The sequence below is a fragment of the Rhizobium sp. BK376 genome (genome assembly GCF_004341625.1).
GTDB lineage: Bacteria > Pseudomonadota > Alphaproteobacteria > Rhizobiales > Rhizobiaceae > Rhizobium.
In genome coordinates this window covers 103,606-119,705 of sequence record NZ_SLZG01000015.1, presented here as the reverse complement: position 1 = coordinate 119,705, position 16,100 = coordinate 103,606, and the positions used below count along the sequence as shown (strand labels likewise).

The window sequence follows — 16,100 nt, the reverse complement described above, 5'->3', positions numbered from 1 at the left end:
AAGATCTTCACATCGAGGTAGATGCCGCGGCCTTACGCCCCGCTTCCTCGTTAACATTAGACAAGGTTTACTGCTTGTCGCTCATGCTGTCGGAGGGTAATTCGACGGGAAGAGCGCTCTCTTGGTCTCCTCGTCGTTGATCCGCTTGAACGCATGATCCTTTCCGACTTCGCGGGCGCGAGCCGCTGCCGGACGCGCGTCGACCATCTCAAACAGCCGCTTCAGATTGGGATAGGCCCCGAACGGCTCTTCCGCGCCCTTCAGCACCCGCGAAGCCCGGTCCAGCCATCCCCATGCCGAAATATCTGCAATCGTATAGCTGTCGCCAACGATGAAGGATCGCCCGTCCAGATGGTCGTTCAAGACCTGATAGTGACGTTCGGCCTCACGGCGATAACGGTTGACGGCGTAGTCAAGCCCTTCGGGAGCAGCATGCTGGAAATGGACAGCCTGGCCTGAGAACGGCCCCAGGCCGGAGGCGAGAAACATCAGCCAGGAGAGAAGCTCAGGCCGATCTTCAGGCGAGCTCAGAAACTTGCCGGTCTGCTCTGCGAGATAGATGAGGATTGCGGTGGAATCGAAAACCCTCGTCTCTCTCCCTGCGGGCCCGTCTGTGTCGACGATTGCGGGAACCTTGCCGTTTGGATTGATCGAACGGAAGGCTGGCATATGCTGCTCCCCCTTACTGGTATCGACGGGGATGGTTTCGTATGCGAGGCCCGCCTCTTCAAGAAACAGCGCGACCTTGGCGGGATTGGGTGTCGGATGAAAGTAAAATCGGATCATATGGTCCTCCAAAGCAGGTGGGTGAATCGCAAATCTATCTCCTCAGCGGTTCGACGCCGCTGAAGTGGCCAAGATTATTGAGACGAAAGCGATTTGAGCGCGGCGAGAATCTCGTCAGGCTCGAGCCTGTTGCGGTAATCAACGTCGAAATGGGCGAGAGTAGCGATGGCATTTCTATCAACAACGAAGGTCGCCGGAACAGGAAGTTCCCAGCTTTCATCGCCATTGATACCGGGCAGCGCCTTGCCATTGGCAGTCATCGCAGCACGCAATTCGTCCGGCAAGGTGAAGACGATTCCGAAGGTCCTTGCAACTTTGTTGCCGGGATCGCTTAGGACATCGAATGCCAGGGCATTCTTTTCGGCCGTAGTCACAGACTGGTCGGGGAGTTCGGGAGAGATGGCGATGAGTTTGGCACCATACGACTGGATCGCCGGCAGGATCTCTTGATATGCCTTCAGCTGTATATTGCAGTACGGGCACCACCCACCGCGATAAAAGGTGATAACGACAGGGCCGAAGCCAACTTCATCTTGTAGCGAAACAAAGTTTCCCTTTGCACCCGACAGGCGGAAATCGGGCACCCTTTCGCCTATTCGGACAGCTCCATCAAAAAAAGAGCTCGCTCGCAGCTCCGCGATTTTTGACTCGTACAGCGCCACGCGTCCTTCTGGCGCCGTACGCGCAAACTCTTCCTTGAAAGCCGTCAGTGTCTGCTGCAATCCCATAACGTCCGCCCGGAGCCTCCCTGTTTTCCGTCATTTACAGGGTTTTAATTCGTTTGTTTTAGAATTCAAGCCGAGAACGATTCAGATTCGAGTTAAAGCCAAATTTGCAATGGAGGGGGCGATCGCGACCCGATCTTCTCGCTCAAATTTTTACGAGCTCGATGTAACGAAGGCGGGCTTGGTTGCGTAGAGACGAAGAGATATCGTCTTGGCCAGGGAGTTTGATTGAATGTTGTTCTACCATCCACCTAAGATCGGGTCGTCGGAGATCACGCCACGTTCGATCTATCTTCGCCGCCGCGAGTTTATGGCCGTTTCCGTGGGTGCCGCATTCTCGTTCGCCGGCACGGCGAATGCCGAAGCGCTGCATGCGACGAAGACCAACTACAAGGTCGACGAGCCGCTGACGCCGATCAAGGATGTCACGACCTACAATAATTTCTACGAGTTCGGCCTCGACAAGGGTGATCCGGCAGCATTGTCTGGCAACTTCAAGCCCCGGCCGTGGACGATAAAGGTTGATGGCATGGTCGGCAATCCCGGCACATTCGACATCGATGCACTGATCAAGGAATTTCCGCCCGAAGAGCGCGTCTATCGCATGCGCTGTGTCGAAGCCTGGTCGATGGTCATCCCCTGGGACGGCTTCCCTCTGGCCTCGCTCCTGAAAAAGGTCGAGCCGATGGGCAGTGCCAAATATGTAGAATTCGAGACAGTCGTGCGTCCCTCGGAAATGCCGGGCCAGTCCGGCCTGCTGCAGTCGCTGAATTGGCCTTACATCGAGGGGCTGCGGCTCGACGAAGCCATGAACCCGCTGACCTTGCTGGCCGTCGGTCTCTACGGCGAGACCCTGCCGAACCAGAACGGTGCACCGGTGCGCCTTGTCGTGCCGTGGAAATACGGCTTCAAGGGCATCAAGTCGATCGTGCGCATCTCACTGACGGACAAGCAGCCGCTTAACACCTGGCAGGCGACGAATTCGGACGAATACGGCTTCTACGCCAACGTCAATCCCGCCGTCGATCATCCGCGGTGGAGCCAGGCGAGCGAGCGACGCATCGGCGAGAGCGGTTTCTTCGGCGCCAAGCGCCATCCCACCCTGCCCTTCAACGGCTATGCCGATCAGGTGGCGAGCCTTTATGCGGGCATGGACCTGCGAAAGAACTTCTGATGGCCGGCCTTTCCCTCGCCCTCCCCAAGCGCTGGCAACCGGCCTCGGTCTGGCTGCTCTATGTCGTCGCCTTCATTCCGGCCGTCTGGGAATTCTATCTCGGTGCAAGCGACAATCTCGGCGCCGACCCGGTCAAGACCTTCGAGCTCTTCCTCGGGCTCTGGACGGTACGCTTCCTCATCCTGACGCTGCTGGTGACGCCGATCCGCGATCTCGGCGGCTGGAATCTCATACGCTATCGCCGGGCGCTCGGGCTCATGACCTTCTACTATGCGCTGATGCATTTCCTGGTGTACATGGCGCTCGATCAGGCGATGGATCTTGCCGCGGTGCTTGATGACGTGCTGAAGCGGCCCTTCATCATGTTCGGCATGGCGGCGCTCATCATGCTTCTGGCCCTCGCAGTCACCTCCAACCAGCTCTCGATCCGCCGGATGGGCAAGAACTGGATCCGGCTGCACCGGCTGGTTTATATCGTCGCCGCACTCGGCACGGTGCATTTCGCGCTGTCGACCAAGGTCCTGTCGGTCGAGCAGATCGTCTACATGACCCTGCTGATCGCGATGATCCTCTACCGCTCCTATCGGCCAATCATGATGGAGCGCCGCCGGGCGGCGAAGCGAGCGGCTGGGCCTTCGCGGTCCTTCGCGGGCTGAGATTTTGCTTTCAACACATGGCAGCTCAGCTGTTGGCGCTGACCCCGGCAGCTGACGAATGTGACCGCCAATCCTTCCTTAATGAGGCTTTCGATATGGGCAATCTACGCATCGGTCTGTCTGTGGTGTGTACTGTTCTGACCCTGTCTCCGGTTCCCTGTGCTGCTGGCGGACCCAAGGCTGTAACGGAATTGTTTACGGCGGAGGGATGTGCGGACTGCCTGGCAGCTGACGAGAATCTGAACAAACTCAGCCAAGACCCCAACATCCTAACCCTGACATTCCCTATAACCTATTTCGACGAGGAGGGCTGGACCGACCATAACGCTCAGCCCGCTTTCACCGACAGACAAGTCGCCTATGATGCGCGTCTCGGTCCTCTGGTCCCAGGTGCGCCGCAAATCATTATCAACGGCCGCGCCACTTCCACGGGCACGAATTCAGCTGAGCTCTCAGCGCTCATCGACCACAACATTTTGAAACCTCCCTGCACCGCGACGATCGAGGGAAGCCGCGTCACTGTGGGAAAGGGAACTGCTCCTTTTGAGGGAGCCGATATTTGGCTGGTCGGCTATTCGCCGAATATCGAAAATATCGTTGTCGGTGGTGGCCGCAACATCGGGCGCACCATTGGGAACGCGGGGCTCGTCCGTTCACTTGCGTTGCTTGGCCGTTGGTCCGGCGAAACTTTGTCCTTCGAGGTGCCAGAAGCAGGATCTTGGAAGCAGGCTATCCTCATTCAGACGGGGAACGGCGGGCCAATCCTAGCGGCGACCACCTTACAAGATCAGCCCGCCCGCCTCACTGCGGCGTTCCACTAACGCCGAGGCAGGTCGGAGCAATGGATACCAATCTGACAGCCGTTGCCCATGCCGCAGAGGCGTCCCTAACGGAAAGCCATCGGCGTCTCGGGCTTTTTGTCGATGCGAAAAAGCAAAGGAGATTCCAGGACTGGTTCATTCCACGCCATGCCTCTGATGGTCGAGCGCTGGAGACGATATTTCAGGAATGGCTCTCGGACGACAGGAAATACATGCTGCGGATCTTGGGCGAGACAGGGGCCGGAAAGACGACATTAAAAGATTACCTGTTCTTGCAATTGGCCGAGAGGGTATTGCGGTCCGACAGCGATAGAATACCTGTCGAGATGAACTTTGCCGAGGCAGTAAACGCTGTCACATCGGCGGGCGGGCAGTCCGACGCGATTGATCTCGGACCGCGAAACGAGGTCATATTCCTGGATGGCCACGAAGGGCGGCTTGCAGCCCTGGAGGACCGCGCAACGGTCGTGCGTGGAACAAAGGTCGTGGTCCTGCAGAGGGATGCAATCATTCGCTCGACGCCCTCGGTCACACGGCTAGCGAGCATATCCTCGACCGTTGATGGCTGCACCACCACATGGCTCAGAAGCCTAACCCCAGAAGAGGCGAGGAAAGCTGTCGAGCTGTTCTTCCCGATCGCACTCGAGGAAAGGGGCGCGACATCTGAACCACTGGTCTGGCAAGAGGAACGGCTATCTGTTCTTCGGTCGGGTGCGTTCGACGGGTTGCTCGTCAGCCCTGCCATGGCCCACCAGCTGTGCAGGATGGCCGCCGATCCAGGTATCGAGATGAGATCGAACCAAGATCACGGTAGATGGGCCTTTCGCGCGGCGTCGGTGCCCTCACGTTTTTGAGCTATCAGAATCCGTCGTACACGTCCTTGACCTTGCGATTGCGAACAGGCGCCGATCAGAAATGACTGCTGGATCACATCAGAAAGGTTTGGTGACGGCCAGCCAGTCGATCGCTGCAAAGGCGAGAAGGATCGCAAGCGGCGCCCAGGTGATCAGCGCGGTCGGATACACCGCCTGGAGCTGACGCTTCAAAACGATCCCTTGGACGCCGTGTAGACCGGTCAGGAACGCTGCTGGAACCAACTTCAACAGAAGCCAGAGCGACGTGCTCCAACCGGCACCGAAAGCCATCGTGAAGCCTGCAACCCAGATCACGGCAAGCGCCGGGGTCGTGACCATCCCGTCCCACTGGAGAACGATTTCCCCGAACCGGCGGGCGCCTGTGTCTTGCGGCATCGACGTCACTATGCGCAAAGCAAATGCCGTGGCAAGTATCCCTGCAATGAAGAGGATGACGGCAAAGAGATGAATGGCCTTGACATAGAGATACATCAGACGTTTCGCCCCCGATCGCCGAACAGCCCGGGGATCTCGGCCAACGAACGCACCGTCACATCTGCCACCTGATCGAGCGTTTCAGCCTCCTGACCACGCAGGAGATCGAACAGTGCACGCTCATCGACCTTCAAAGGGAGATCATCCCTGAATCGATCGGTCGAACGCGCAACGCGCACGACCGTGAAGCCGAAATTCTTCGCGCCGCAAATATCAAAGCCATTCGACGACACGAAGACAACCTCCTTGGGGCTCACGCCAAGCTCTTGCTCCACCAAGGCGTAGGCGTCTTTGGCCGGTTTGAACACTCGTCTGCTGTCGACGCTCAAAATGCGATCGAAAAATCCCTCGAAGCTGGAGTTCTTCACCAGATTGGAGAGCATCGCAGGGCTGCCGTTAGAGAGAATTGCAAGCCTCTGCGGCGCCAAGCGTTCCAGGCAATCTCGTGCGTCGTCATAAGGTCGGAGACTGAGATAGGCGGCGGCGGTTTGCTCGACACGTTGTACATCTGCATCCAGATGAAGCGACCGCAGCGTGTAATCAAGGGCACGCTTCGTCAGGCTCCAAAAGTCCTCGTATCTGCCCATCAGCGATGTCAGCCAGGTATATTCAAGCTGCTTTATTCGCCAGATGGCCGTGATCAGGCTCCCGTAGCTCGGAAAGGCAGCCTCTACAACTTGCTCGACCGACTGGACGTCGTAAAGCGTGCCGTACGCATCGAAGACGAAAGCTTTGATTTCTTGTTGCACCGACTTCCCTCCGGTGAGCCTGGAATTGCAGGTCTTTCTCAGCCGGTGACCGGTGCCGCCATGACAATCAGGCTGCTGCGGTCGTGACCGACGATAACCCTGAAGGTCGAACCTTCCTTGACAGGCACCGGCGTGATGAAAGGATGCAGGATCTGCAGCCATCCTCCGTCCGGATAGTCGTCGGGATGGTTCTCAAATTCTATCCCTTCGGCAAGATCGATTTTCAACCACTGCACCATCCCGGCGGCCGTTCCATCTGACACGACAGGAATATCGATCACGCGGTAGTCCTCGCCGTGGATCGTGCCGGTGAGATCGATCACCTGGAGATCGACATCGTGTGACAACCGCTTCCATTCCGTCATTGTTCCGTGCACCGGAAGCTTGTTCGGCGCGAGCGACGCGAAGCCGGAGACGTCAAAGCCGGAGACCTCGTCGACAAATGCATATTTGTTCAAGATCTCGCTCTGCACAAGGCACCCTACCGCCATCGCGCGGCGCGGAATGACGAGCGCGTCCTCGTTGATCAACCGCTTGTGAGCATCCTCGAAGGTGGTGAGGACGTCTTCGGCAAGAAGGTCGCTGGACAGGATTTCGGAGACAAGGATATCGGCGCGGCGATCGATATCCTCGCCGATGACGAGTTCGGAGGAGCTCTTGTTAACGACGACGATACGATCAGAAAAGCCGTTCTGCTCGACAATCTCTTTTGCAGTCGCGGCGATCACCGGCACGACCTCGCAGGTGACGACATGTTTTGCCCCAGCTCTGGCAGCCATCATCGACAGGAGCCCACTGCCGGTGCCGATATCAAGAACGCTCGCATCCGGCCCTCGCTCAGCGATTGCTTTAACGATGGCCGCTTCGAAGGCGTCATTGCGTCGAGTGTCGTTCAGCATCGGAATATGCCAGAACGGCACGATTCGCGATGTTAAGCGACGCACCTGATGTCGAGCCAGGAGGTTTGTTGGTTGATGGCGCACCAGGGTGCGGAACGTCTCCAGAGCATCGTGCTGTCGATTGGCTTGGGTAAGTGCAACGGCAAGATTGTTGAGTGCAAGCATATTGTCCGGGAAGCCCAACGTGGCGGCCTCGAAGCAATCGACTGCTTCCGCCGCCTCCCCAACCTTCAAATGCAGAGCACCTTTTTCCAGAAGCGCAACCGGGTGGTCGGGACGGATCTGAAGGAGCTCGTTCCAGTAAGCGATCGCAGCCTCGTACTTTCCCTTTGCGCCCACTACGCCGGCGAGCAACGGCAAAATGTCCGCGATCCGATAGCCATGGTTCAGCACCTCGACATAACACTGCTCTGCACGGTCGAGATCGCCGGAAGCGTGAAATGCCATCGCATGATTCAAGAATTCGCGCGCCTTCGAGTGGTCCCTTGGCAAATTATCAGCCGTCATCAAATGTCCCCGAGTGACAGGTCAATCCTCGACCCACTTCGCTAGCGCGGTCCTATTCGTTACAGTCATTGACAGAAATAATTGCAGTCCGTCGTTTCCCCCTGGCTGGGATGATCGCTGCAAGGTCCACGCACATGGATGGAATGATATTCCCTCAGCAATCGCATTCTCGACGCGCTGACCTCGAAACAGACCCCTCAACGAAAGATTGGCGAGAAACTCAATCCCGGCGACGACCGATGTTCGTATATACCGAATCCGAACCACTGCTCCGGGTAGTCAATAAGCATTTGATTGTCCCGAGAATGTTCTGGCGGTTACTGTTGGCATGCCTGGGAGTGATTACAATGTCACCTGCGCGATCAGCGCGAACTCGGGATATTCCGGTGGAAACGAGGCAACCATTCATCGCGAGATTAACCGGGTTTCACTGCCGTCGCGGGCAAGCGAGAGGCAAGTGTTGCCGTAACATGGCTTGCACAGGGCCCAGACTTACCGCGATCAATGGATGATCGTGCATAGGAGAGCCGGGAGGAAGAAAGGACTTCAATCGACCACCGGGCGCTCGAAGGCGGAGATGTCACGGTTGATTAGGTTTGCAACGAGCGCCGTCCAGCCGGTCTGATGGGAGGCGCCGAGGCCCCTGCCCGTATCGCCATTGAAATACTCGTGAAACAGCAGGTTGTCATCAATCACCGAGCTTGACGATAGCGAGGTTCGCTGTCCTTTGGCGTCTGCAATGAAGAGCTGTTTCAGGCGTAGGCTTAGCTCGTCGGCGACGCCGGCGAGATTGAGCATTACACCGGAACCGACAGGGCATTCCACACGGTAACCGTCGCCAAAGTAGGCGTGGAATTTTCGCAAGGAGTCAATGAGCAGAAAGTTGACGGGCATCCAGATCGGTCCTCGCCAGTTCGAGTTGCCTCCGAAAAGTCCGTTAACGGATTCTCCTGGCGTGTAGGTGGCGTCGAAGTGCATGCCGGCAAATGCAAGGTCACATGGAGCCTCAAGATGGGCCTTCGACATGGATCGCACACCGAAGTCAGAAAGGAACTCGTCTTGATCGAGCATGCGGCGAAGCAGGTCTCTCAAGCGATCGCCATGCAACAGCGAAAGAAGGGTTCGCTCGCCTGATCCCGGTTCGGTCCATTTGGGAACCAGGTTTGCAAGCTGCGGCCGGTGCTGGAGGAACCAGTGCAGGCGTTTCGAAAATTCCGGAACCTTGTCGAGCATCGCCTGATCAAGGACCTCGACCGCAAAGATGGGGATCAGGCCAACCATCGACCTCGCCGGTATCGGCTGGAGTTGGCCTCCTCCTGTATGCAGGGTGTCGTAGAAGAAGCCGTCTGCCTGGTGCCAAAGGCTTTGTCCGCTGCCAGCCACATCGGCCATTGCGCCGGCGATTGAGAGAAAATGTTCGAAGAATTTTGTCGCGACATCCTCATAGACCGGGTCGGTCATCGACAATTCCAGCGCGATGCGCATGAGGTTGAGCGCATACATAGCCATCCAGGCCGTGCCGTCGGCCTGGTCGATCGAAGCACCGTCCGGCAGGATTTCCGAGCGGTTGAATGGGCTGATGTTATCGAGACCGAGAAAGCCACCCTGAAAGATATTCCGGCCCCCACTGTCCTTGCGATTGACCCACCAGGTAAAGTTCAGCATCAGCTTGTGGAATATCCGCTTGAGAAAATCAGTATCGGCAACGCCGGTAAGGGTGCGATCCGTCTGATAGACCTTGAGGGCCGCCCATGCGTGGACCGGCGGATTGACATCGCCGAACTCCCACTCGTAGGCCGGAAGCTGGCCGTTCGGATGCATGAACCATTCGCGCGTAAAAAGAACGAGCTGATCTTTCGCAAAACCCGGATCGACAAGAGCGAGAGAGACGCAATGGAATGCAAGGTCCCAAGCCGCATACCAGGGATATTCCCATGTATCCGGCATCGAAATGACATCGGCATTGTTGAGATGGCGCCAGTCGGCGTTCCGGCCCGTTAGCCGCTCGGTTGGCGGTGTTGGCTGAGCTGGGTCCCCAGCGAGCCAGGTGGGAATGTCGAAATGGTAGACCTGTTTCGACCAGAGCATGCCTGCCAGTGCCTGCCGCTGGACTTTCAGCGCATCTCCATCATGAATGCCCGCCTGAAGTGTACTATAAAATTCGTTCGCCTCATCGATGCGTTGCGCTAGGATCGTATCGAAGTCTTCGAAAGGTTCACTTGCCACGCCGTCCGGGCGCCAGCGAACCCGGATTTCGCGGTTCCCCAATGCAGGTAGATCAAGCACGATATGTGCCGCCGCCTTGGTGCCACATCCGTCGGCACTTACCGCGGTCCTTGCTCCGTTGACGATATAATCGTTGATGCCATCCTTGAACGGGCCAATGGCCGGCGATCCGAATAAAAGAGGCACGTTGGTCTCGTTTTCGCAAAACAGCAGCTCGGCAGCACTGTCGTTGCTCCAGCGCCACGTCTTCTTGCCGGCTCGGAGCGCAAGCACGTCGCCCGGCTCGATCGCCTTGAGGATTGGGCGTTCACTGCCGGGTTTCCATGACCATGTGTTTCGTGCCCAGATTTGCGGTAAGACGTGAATGCGTGCAGCGCTACTTGCCGCGTTCTTGACAGATACCCGCATCAGGATGTCATCGGGTGCCGCCTTGGCATATTCGACCGTGATATCAAAAAAGCGCTTATCGGCAAAAATACCGGTGTCGGCGAGTTCATACTCCGGCTCCAACCGCGAGCGTTGTGAGTTAACACGAATCAGTTCCCCATACGGAAAGGCATCCTGCGGATAGCGATAGGCCATCTTCTGGTAGGCGTGCGTCGGCGTGGCGTCGAGGTAGTGGTAGACCTCCTTGACGTCTTCTCCATGGTTGCCCTGCTCGTTGCTGAGGCCGAACAGCCGTTCCTTGAGTATCTCGTCCCGGCCGTTCCACATCGCCAATCCCAGGCACCATCGCATGCTCTCATCACAAAAGCCGGCAATCCCATCTTCACCCCAGCGATAGGCGCGGCTGCGAGCCTGGTCGAAGGTCAGCGCATGCCATGCATCACCGTTGGCACTGTAGTCCTCTCGCACGGTCCCCCATTGGCGCTCTGCCAGATAGGGTCCCCATCGGCGCCAGCCAACGCCGTCCGTCGTTTCGAGGAGACGTTTGCCTTCGGCGGTCTTGAACATTGAAGTTTTCAGCGTCATGGAATCAACACGTGTGGCGAGAGTGTTTCGGGCAGGAGGTTGCCTGCCCGAACATATCACGAGACTTTTTTCTTCGAGCTCTTGGGCTGAGATGCCGTTCTTTGGCGCTCGCGGCGTCACGCGCCCTGTGCCAATGCTCGTCAGCCTTTCCCTCAGGCTGTCCCTCTTCAAGCCAGAGCATATAGGCTTGATAGCGAACATGCTCTTCATCAGTTTCCTTGGGTGTTTCTTCGATATCGACTTCCACGATGGTCTGCCTTTCCTAGGAATGTTAAAGGTGACGCTCGGCCTTCACTCGCAAAGGAAAAGGTGAGCCAACCCTCTTTGCAAAGGTCAGGGGAAACGTTACAGATCGTTGAGGAATAATGCCATTCTTGCCGCCAGGAGTGTATGAAGATCTTGTCGGGCGGCGATCTCGAGGATCTCAGCGCTTCCCAGTAGGATGGCCGGTTTACATAGGCAGCAGGACGCCAGAGCGCCGCTACTCCATCAGCTTTGATATCAGATTGTTCAACCCGGAAAGCAGTCCAATCGCCACGACGGCGAAGATCACGTACTGCAATTCTTCGAACGGTGTACCGTCAAGGTAATCGAGGCCATATTCCCAGATGACGACGATCACGATTGCTGCGGTCGTAGCCAGCAACAGCCCAAATAAATGACGTCCAAAGCCTGAGACACCGTCCCTCATGCGCCTGCTCCGTCAGCGAAGCGCTCGACCTTAAAGATGAACAGGTCATCACGGCGTTCGACAGTTCCTTCAAGCGCCACCGGTACACTGGTCTTGTCGAGAAGAGCCGCCGGCATCGGGCCACCATCCTTCGATGCGAGCATAAAGAAAATGCGGCCGTCAACCGGTGCGGTGGAGACGAAGACCGGCGGGACGCCGCCCGAAATGCAAAGATTGGCGCAGGCCTTGTGCGCGAGGCCCGTCCCGGGCTTCATCGCCCCACCTCCGCATTTTCCGTCGCAAATCTCACCCGTCAGCCGCCATCGCCCAAGATCCTGTGGTGGCGAGAGCACCGGAGCCACGGAAGCTTGTTGGTCGGCGGCCTTCAATTCATCGCCGCCGCCGACGAGTAGCATCTCGAGATCTCCACGTTTGACGAAGATGCCACCGACCCGAGCGGCCTTTCCGGCGAGCGGCAGCGCCCGGTCGTCCGCGCCAAATTTACCCGACCCCGCCAGCATGATGGCGCGTGCAGGCGTCGTTCCATTCCCGGGGACGCGCAATATCGGATATGGCTTGACTTCTATCGTGCCGGTCAAATGCTCGCCATGCAGTTCGTCCGCATAGCTTCCCGCGCCGGGGCTTTCGGTGTTGAGAGACAGGAGTACGGAAGCTGACGCCATGCCGGCGACGAAGAACACGATGAAGCCGATCATCAGCGCTCTGACATCAGCCGGTACCTTCTTGAAATAGCCGACGAAAAATCCACGCTCAGCAGGCTTCAGCATCAGGCTCCTCCTTGCTTAGATACGCTTGCAGACGCAACAAGCAGTTCTGCAGGAATTGCAAACGGTTCCAGCTTTGCTCCTAGCGGTAATGGTTCGGGGTCGACGAGCACATTCGAGCCTCGCAGTTGAACCCGATATTTACGGATACGATCGCGAAATGGCGGCGGCGAACAGCCGTCATCAAGCCGATACTGATAGCCGTGCCACGGACAGGTAATGAATCCGAGAACGACCTTGCCTTCGCCGATTGGCCCATTCTGGTGCGAGCAGACATTCGACACGGCCGACAGACCACCCTTCGAGCGAAAGACCGCGATGCGTTCGCCGCCTGGAGACGCGCCGATGATCGCCCTGCCCTCGGCAATCTCAGAGAGATCGCCGACGACGATCCAGGGTTCCTCGGTTGCCGTGGCCGAAGCAGCCGCATCTGCCGCAACCTCACGCCACCCAGCGATCAGATGCAACGTTGAGAGCAGTGCCAATCCACCGACCAGGAGCAGCCCAAGGGCGAGATCACGGCGATCGAGGAGCGCGCCAAGCGCCACATGCATTATGATCGCCGCGTAAGCGAAATATACACTCATATGGATCGCCTTCCACAAGGGCGGCGTCAGGAAGGAAAGCCAGAAGTCATGGCTCGTAGCCGCAAGGACAGCCAGAATGACAAGCGCAAAAACGCCGAAAAGCTCGAAGGGAAAACCTGCAATACTGTTGAAGCTGGTATTGCTGGTGAAAAGAGCTGTTAGCTCATGGGTCGGGCTGTAGGAAAAATACCAGCCGAGAACGTAATAGGCATGTGTCGCGGCGACAATCGCAGTCATCACGCCGAAGTGACGTCTGTTGTAGAGCAGCGGAATAAAGCGCGTATCGATGCGGGCGAGCGGTCCAATCGCCAGCACGATTGTCAGCATCAGCAGCGCCAGTGTACCGAAGGCCCGCATCCGCTGTGTCGGCAGATCGACATCGCGCAACGCCGGCGATAGAAGCGGGCCAGCTTTCAGGAAAATGAGAATGTAGATGACGATCCCAGCCAGCAGGACGCAATCATAGATCATTTTGGTCCGGTTCCAGATGACCGGCTTGTAGGAGACTGTCATGGTCGCGCTCCTTCAATGGCGTTGCCGTCGAGACGGATTGCCGGCGCATCAATTGGCAGCTTTGGAGCGCTTGCGAAGATGACGGCAAGCAAAAGCGGCAGAGCGATTGCAAGTCCGCTCCAGATCGCCTTGTGGGCGCGACGATGGCGGCGCTGCATCTTACTTTCCTCCCTTTGCGAGGCTCAGCCAGCGCCAGACGACCACCGGCCAAAGGAGAACGAGGCCGGGGATAAGGAGAGGTCTCACCGCATAGGCATCATGGGCGCCTGGATCGACCTTGTCGAAGCCATAAAGCAAGAAGGCAGCGGCGACAATAAGCCCGATGCCCGCCCACAGCATCAGCCCCGCAGAGATCGGATCGGAGGGATCAAACATAAATACCTCACACGCGGCCCGTTGCCGGGATCGCGGCACCCGTCACGATACCGCCTGCCGGCGAAACAAGAAAACCGATAAGCCTTGCGATATCAGCAGGCTGAACCCAGCCGTCCGTTTTTGCATTTGGCATCGCCGCCCGGTTTTGCGGCGTATCAATCGTGCCGGGGAGGATACAATTTGCTGTGATGCGTCTGTCGCGGTTCTCCGCGGCGATCGCCTCCGTGAGGCGGATGACGGCACCCTTCGAGGCGGCATAGGCTGCCTGATTGGCGCCAGCCTTCAGGCCCGGTGCCGCTGCGATGTGGATAATACGACCGTAACCTGCCTCCTGCATCGGTTTCAGGGTTGCGGCACTGATGGCGTAGGCAGTGCGTGCATTCATCTGGAACATGTGGTCCCATTGATCGAAACCCTGTCCCTCGACGGGGCCGGTTTGGAAGCCGCCAACCGTATTGACCAGCGCATCGACTCGACCAAAAGCGTCAAGCGTCCGTTGAACAGCGTCCTGACACGCAGAAAGATCCCTCAGATCGACACCGTCAAGGTCCAGGATTTCGCTCGTTTGCCAGGTTGCGCGAAAACCGGGATCCCGTAGATATCGTTCGACCGCCGCAACTTTTGCGCCGCTATCAAACAACTCGGCGACGACCGCTCCACCGAGATTGCCGGCTGCGCCCGTCACCATCACGACGATTCCACTTCTTGATGCGTCTTGCATTGGCGTCTCCCCTTCATTCAGCCGATGCGAATTCTGTCGAGCTTCATACGGAGTAGACATTTTTTTTGTTACAGATGTTTTAAAACTTTTCCAGTGTCATTGCGCTGAAGACGATTTGCTGCAGCAGCGAAAAAAATACCAACCGATGTAACGAAGCCGGTGGAACGACCGTAAAGGCCATTATCGGACCTGAGCTTTTGATTTCCCAATCCGAGATGAAGGCCCCTCCTCAAGGAGAATAGCATGAAACGCGATGCATATGATCTCGTAACCAGCACGGACAGCACGGAAGCACTGCGTGCGTTCGAAAACGCGGTGTTCGGTATTGCGGCTCATAGGCCAAACACCGGAACGGCACTTCAGGCCACGCTTGCGGCTGATCCGGATCATGTCGCCGGTCATGCCCTCAAGGGTTTCGCCAACCTGATTCTCGCTCGATCGGAGCTGACAACGGTCGCCACCGCAGCGCTTGCGGATGCCCGCGCCGCTCTGGTCGAAAAGAGCGGCGGCACAGCCGACGAACGCATCCTGGTGACCGCGCTCGAGGCCGCAGAGGCGGGCCTCTTCGCACAGGCCGCGCGCATTCTGGATGCCGGGTTCGAAGATCGTCCGGCGACCTTCCTTCCTTTCAAGCTCGCCCACGCTCTGCGTTTCATGATCGGCGATGCCGGCGGCATGCTGGCGGCGAGCACGCGGGCCGCACGGACTATCGACCCGGCAAGCAATGCTGCCGGTTTTGTTCTCGGCTGCCATGCGTTCTCGCTCGAGGAACACGGGCGCTACGACGAAGCTCTCCGGGTGGGGCAACGCGCCGTTTCGCTGCAGCCCGACGATTCCTGGGGTCTTCATGCCGTTTCTCACGTGTTTGAGATGCAGGGCGATGCCAAGCAAGGCATCGATTGGCTGGAGGGCAGCCGCAAGGCGTGGTCACGATGCAATAATTTCTCGTTCCATATGGCTTGGCATCTCGGCCTGCTGCATCTCGAGCGTGGCGATCACGATCGCGTCCTTGAACTTTACGATGACGAAGTCCGGCCGCAGCAGACGGACGACTTCCGCGACATGGCCAATGCGATCTCGCTGTTGTGGCGCTTGGAGCAGTCGGGCGTCCATGTCGGCAACCGCTGGATGGACGTCGCCGAGATTGCCCATCGGCGTAAAAGCGATACGACGCTAATCTTTGCTGCCCTTCACAACCTTGCCGCACTGGTGGCGGTCGGCGATCGCGACGGCGCGGCAGAGCTGGTGGCGCAGATCGACGCCAAGGCGCTCGGCCTGGACGACCAGGCCCGCATCGCGGCCGAGATCGGCGTGCCGATGGCCCGTGTTCTTGCCGGGCTCGACGCGCCGGCCGACCAGCGGATGATCGACCGGATGGTTGCCAATCTGCCGAAGATCGGCGGCAGCAACGCCCAGCGTGACTTTTTCGTCCTCGCCCTGGCCAAGGCGGTGGGCGCCGGCGGCGATGATGCCGCCGTCTATCGCATCGGCCAGATTCGCCAACGCCTTAAGGCGGACGACCGGCTTTTCAGATCGATCGAACGCTCTGTCGCCATGCGCCTGTCAGCCTGAGATCATCTATCGA

18 protein-coding genes are annotated in these 16,100 nt (G+C 58.0%); 5 read left to right on the top strand and 13 right to left on the bottom strand.

What is annotated here, in order from left to right; genetic code table 11:
- Positions 1-81: 81 nt before the first annotated feature.
- The gene (locus EV561_RS26520) at positions 82-786 is read right to left on the bottom strand and encodes a glutathione S-transferase C-terminal domain-containing protein (RefSeq protein WP_132526125.1); all 705 of its coding nucleotides are present in this window, start codon (positions 784-786) and stop codon (positions 82-84) included.
- 74 nt (positions 787-860) lie between these two features.
- Entirely contained in the window at positions 861-1,514 is a 654-nt protein-coding gene (locus EV561_RS26515; RefSeq protein WP_132526123.1) for a peroxiredoxin-like family protein, read from the bottom strand.
- Between the two features lie 229 nt (positions 1,515-1,743).
- Between EV561_RS26515 and msrP the strand changes: the two genes are divergently transcribed.
- Genes msrP through EV561_RS26495 form a run of 4 tightly spaced genes read left to right on the top strand, consistent with a single transcriptional unit; the run spans position 1,744 to position 5,016 of the window.
- The gene (msrP, locus tag EV561_RS26510; RefSeq protein WP_132526121.1) at positions 1,744-2,685 is read left to right on the top strand and encodes a protein-methionine-sulfoxide reductase catalytic subunit MsrP; all 942 of its coding nucleotides are present in this window, start codon (positions 1,744-1,746) and stop codon (positions 2,683-2,685) included.
- The gene (msrQ, locus tag EV561_RS26505) at positions 2,685-3,341 is read left to right on the top strand and encodes a protein-methionine-sulfoxide reductase heme-binding subunit MsrQ (RefSeq protein WP_132526119.1); all 657 of its coding nucleotides are present in this window, start codon (positions 2,685-2,687) and stop codon (positions 3,339-3,341) included. The genes msrP and msrQ overlap by 1 nt, the downstream gene beginning before the upstream one ends.
- 17 nt (positions 3,342-3,358) lie before the next feature.
- Positions 3,359-4,162: a DUF1223 domain-containing protein gene (locus EV561_RS26500; protein ID WP_132526117.1), complete on the top strand. Its 804-nt coding sequence runs from the start codon at positions 3,359-3,361 to the stop codon at positions 4,160-4,162.
- Positions 4,163-4,182: 20 nt separating this feature from the next.
- Complete coding sequence (locus tag EV561_RS26495; protein ID WP_132526115.1) at positions 4,183-5,016, top strand: hypothetical protein; 834 nt, start codon at positions 4,183-4,185, stop codon at positions 5,014-5,016.
- A 78-nt stretch (positions 5,017-5,094) separates the two neighbouring features.
- Here EV561_RS26495 and EV561_RS26490 read toward each other — a convergent pair whose 3' ends face one another.
- From EV561_RS26490 to EV561_RS26445, 11 genes are all read right to left on the bottom strand, one after another.
- Positions 5,095-5,508 carry a hypothetical protein gene (locus EV561_RS26490; protein ID WP_132526113.1) on the bottom strand — a complete coding sequence of 138 codons (414 nt, stop codon included), beginning with the start codon at positions 5,506-5,508 and terminating at the stop codon, positions 5,095-5,097.
- Complete coding sequence (locus EV561_RS26485) at positions 5,508-6,260, bottom strand: haloacid dehalogenase type II (RefSeq protein ID WP_165927915.1); 753 nt, start codon at positions 6,258-6,260, stop codon at positions 5,508-5,510. Before EV561_RS26485 ends, EV561_RS26490 begins: the two co-directional genes overlap by 1 nt.
- Before the next feature lie 38 nt (positions 6,261-6,298).
- Entirely contained in the window at positions 6,299-7,606 is a 1,308-nt protein-coding gene (locus EV561_RS26480; RefSeq protein ID WP_245512943.1) for a tetratricopeptide repeat protein, read from the bottom strand.
- A 606-nt stretch (positions 7,607-8,212) separates the two neighbouring features.
- The gene (locus EV561_RS26475) at positions 8,213-10,846 is read right to left on the bottom strand and encodes a glucosidase (RefSeq protein ID WP_245512941.1); all 2,634 of its coding nucleotides are present in this window, start codon (positions 10,844-10,846) and stop codon (positions 8,213-8,215) included.
- A 22-nt stretch (positions 10,847-10,868) separates the two neighbouring features.
- Entirely contained in the window at positions 10,869-11,111 is a 243-nt protein-coding gene (locus EV561_RS26470) for a DUF2934 domain-containing protein (protein WP_132526107.1), read from the bottom strand.
- A 234-nt stretch (positions 11,112-11,345) separates the two neighbouring features.
- Entirely contained in the window at positions 11,346-11,555 is a 210-nt protein-coding gene (locus EV561_RS26465) for a hypothetical protein (RefSeq protein ID WP_132526105.1), read from the bottom strand.
- Positions 11,552-12,322 (bottom strand): hypothetical protein, encoded by a 771-nt coding sequence (locus EV561_RS26460; protein WP_132526104.1) that lies wholly within the window; start codon positions 12,320-12,322, stop codon positions 11,552-11,554. Before EV561_RS26460 ends, EV561_RS26465 begins: the two co-directional genes overlap by 4 nt.
- Positions 12,322-13,419 (bottom strand): Rieske 2Fe-2S domain-containing protein, encoded by a 1,098-nt coding sequence (locus EV561_RS26455; protein ID WP_132526102.1) that lies wholly within the window; start codon positions 13,417-13,419, stop codon positions 12,322-12,324. The genes EV561_RS26460 and EV561_RS26455 overlap by 1 nt, the downstream gene beginning before the upstream one ends.
- Positions 13,416-13,577, bottom strand: coding sequence for a hypothetical protein (locus EV561_RS37305; protein ID WP_165927919.1), 162 nt, complete (start codon positions 13,575-13,577; stop codon positions 13,416-13,418). The genes EV561_RS26455 and EV561_RS37305 overlap by 4 nt, the downstream gene beginning before the upstream one ends.
- Before the next feature lies 1 nt (position 13,578).
- A complete protein-coding gene (locus EV561_RS26450; RefSeq protein ID WP_132526100.1) occupies positions 13,579-13,794 on the bottom strand; it encodes a hypothetical protein in 216 nt (71 codons plus the stop codon).
- A gap of 7 nt (positions 13,795-13,801) precedes the next feature.
- Positions 13,802-14,515 carry an SDR family NAD(P)-dependent oxidoreductase gene (locus EV561_RS26445; protein WP_132526098.1) on the bottom strand — a complete coding sequence of 238 codons (714 nt, stop codon included), beginning with the start codon at positions 14,513-14,515 and terminating at the stop codon, positions 13,802-13,804.
- Positions 14,516-14,758: 243 nt separating this feature from the next.
- On the opposite strand from EV561_RS26445, the gene EV561_RS26440 reads away from it, so the two are divergent.
- Positions 14,759-16,087, top strand: a complete 1,329-nt coding sequence (locus tag EV561_RS26440; protein WP_132526096.1) for a tetratricopeptide repeat protein — start codon at positions 14,759-14,761, stop codon at positions 16,085-16,087.
- Positions 16,088-16,100 lie beyond the last annotated feature (13 nt).

What these genes read in the sequence shown, in the direction of transcription:
- EV561_RS26520 (WP_132526125.1), bottom strand. Translation starts at nt 786, where the DNA reads ATGATCCGATTTTACTTTCATCCGACACCCAATCCCGCCAAGGTCGCG.
- EV561_RS26475 (WP_245512941.1), bottom strand. Translation starts at nt 10,846, where the DNA reads ATGTTCAAGACCGCCGAAGGCAAACGTCTCCTCGAAACGACGGACGGC.
- EV561_RS26460 (WP_132526104.1), bottom strand. Translation starts at nt 12,322, where the DNA reads ATGCTGAAGCCTGCTGAGCGTGGATTTTTCGTCGGCTATTTCAAGAAG.
- EV561_RS26490 (WP_132526113.1), bottom strand. Translation starts at nt 5,508, where the DNA reads ATGTATCTCTATGTCAAGGCCATTCATCTCTTTGCCGTCATCCTCTTC.
- EV561_RS26515 (WP_132526123.1), bottom strand. Translation starts at nt 1,514, where the DNA reads ATGGGATTGCAGCAGACACTGACGGCTTTCAAGGAAGAGTTTGCGCGT.
- EV561_RS26455 (WP_132526102.1), bottom strand. Translation starts at nt 13,419, where the DNA reads ATGACAGTCTCCTACAAGCCGGTCATCTGGAACCGGACCAAAATGATC.
- msrP (WP_132526121.1), top strand. Translation starts at nt 1,744, where the DNA reads ATGTTGTTCTACCATCCACCTAAGATCGGGTCGTCGGAGATCACGCCA.
- EV561_RS37305 (WP_165927919.1), bottom strand. Translation starts at nt 13,577, where the DNA reads ATGCAGCGCCGCCATCGTCGCGCCCACAAGGCGATCTGGAGCGGACTT.
- EV561_RS26465 (WP_132526105.1), bottom strand. Translation starts at nt 11,555, where the DNA reads ATGAGGGACGGTGTCTCAGGCTTTGGACGTCATTTATTTGGGCTGTTG.
- msrQ (WP_132526119.1), top strand. Translation starts at nt 2,685, where the DNA reads ATGGCCGGCCTTTCCCTCGCCCTCCCCAAGCGCTGGCAACCGGCCTCG.
- EV561_RS26480 (WP_245512943.1), bottom strand. Translation starts at nt 7,606, where the DNA reads ATGGCATTTCACGCTTCCGGCGATCTCGACCGTGCAGAGCAGTGTTAT.
- EV561_RS26440 (WP_132526096.1), top strand. Translation starts at nt 14,759, where the DNA reads ATGAAACGCGATGCATATGATCTCGTAACCAGCACGGACAGCACGGAA.
- EV561_RS26450 (WP_132526100.1), bottom strand. Translation starts at nt 13,794, where the DNA reads ATGTTTGATCCCTCCGATCCGATCTCTGCGGGGCTGATGCTGTGGGCG.
- EV561_RS26500 (WP_132526117.1), top strand. Translation starts at nt 3,359, where the DNA reads ATGGCAGCTCAGCTGTTGGCGCTGACCCCGGCAGCTGACGAATGTGAC.
- EV561_RS26495 (WP_132526115.1), top strand. Translation starts at nt 4,183, where the DNA reads ATGGATACCAATCTGACAGCCGTTGCCCATGCCGCAGAGGCGTCCCTA.
- EV561_RS26445 (WP_132526098.1), bottom strand. Translation starts at nt 14,515, where the DNA reads ATGCAAGACGCATCAAGAAGTGGAATCGTCGTGATGGTGACGGGCGCA.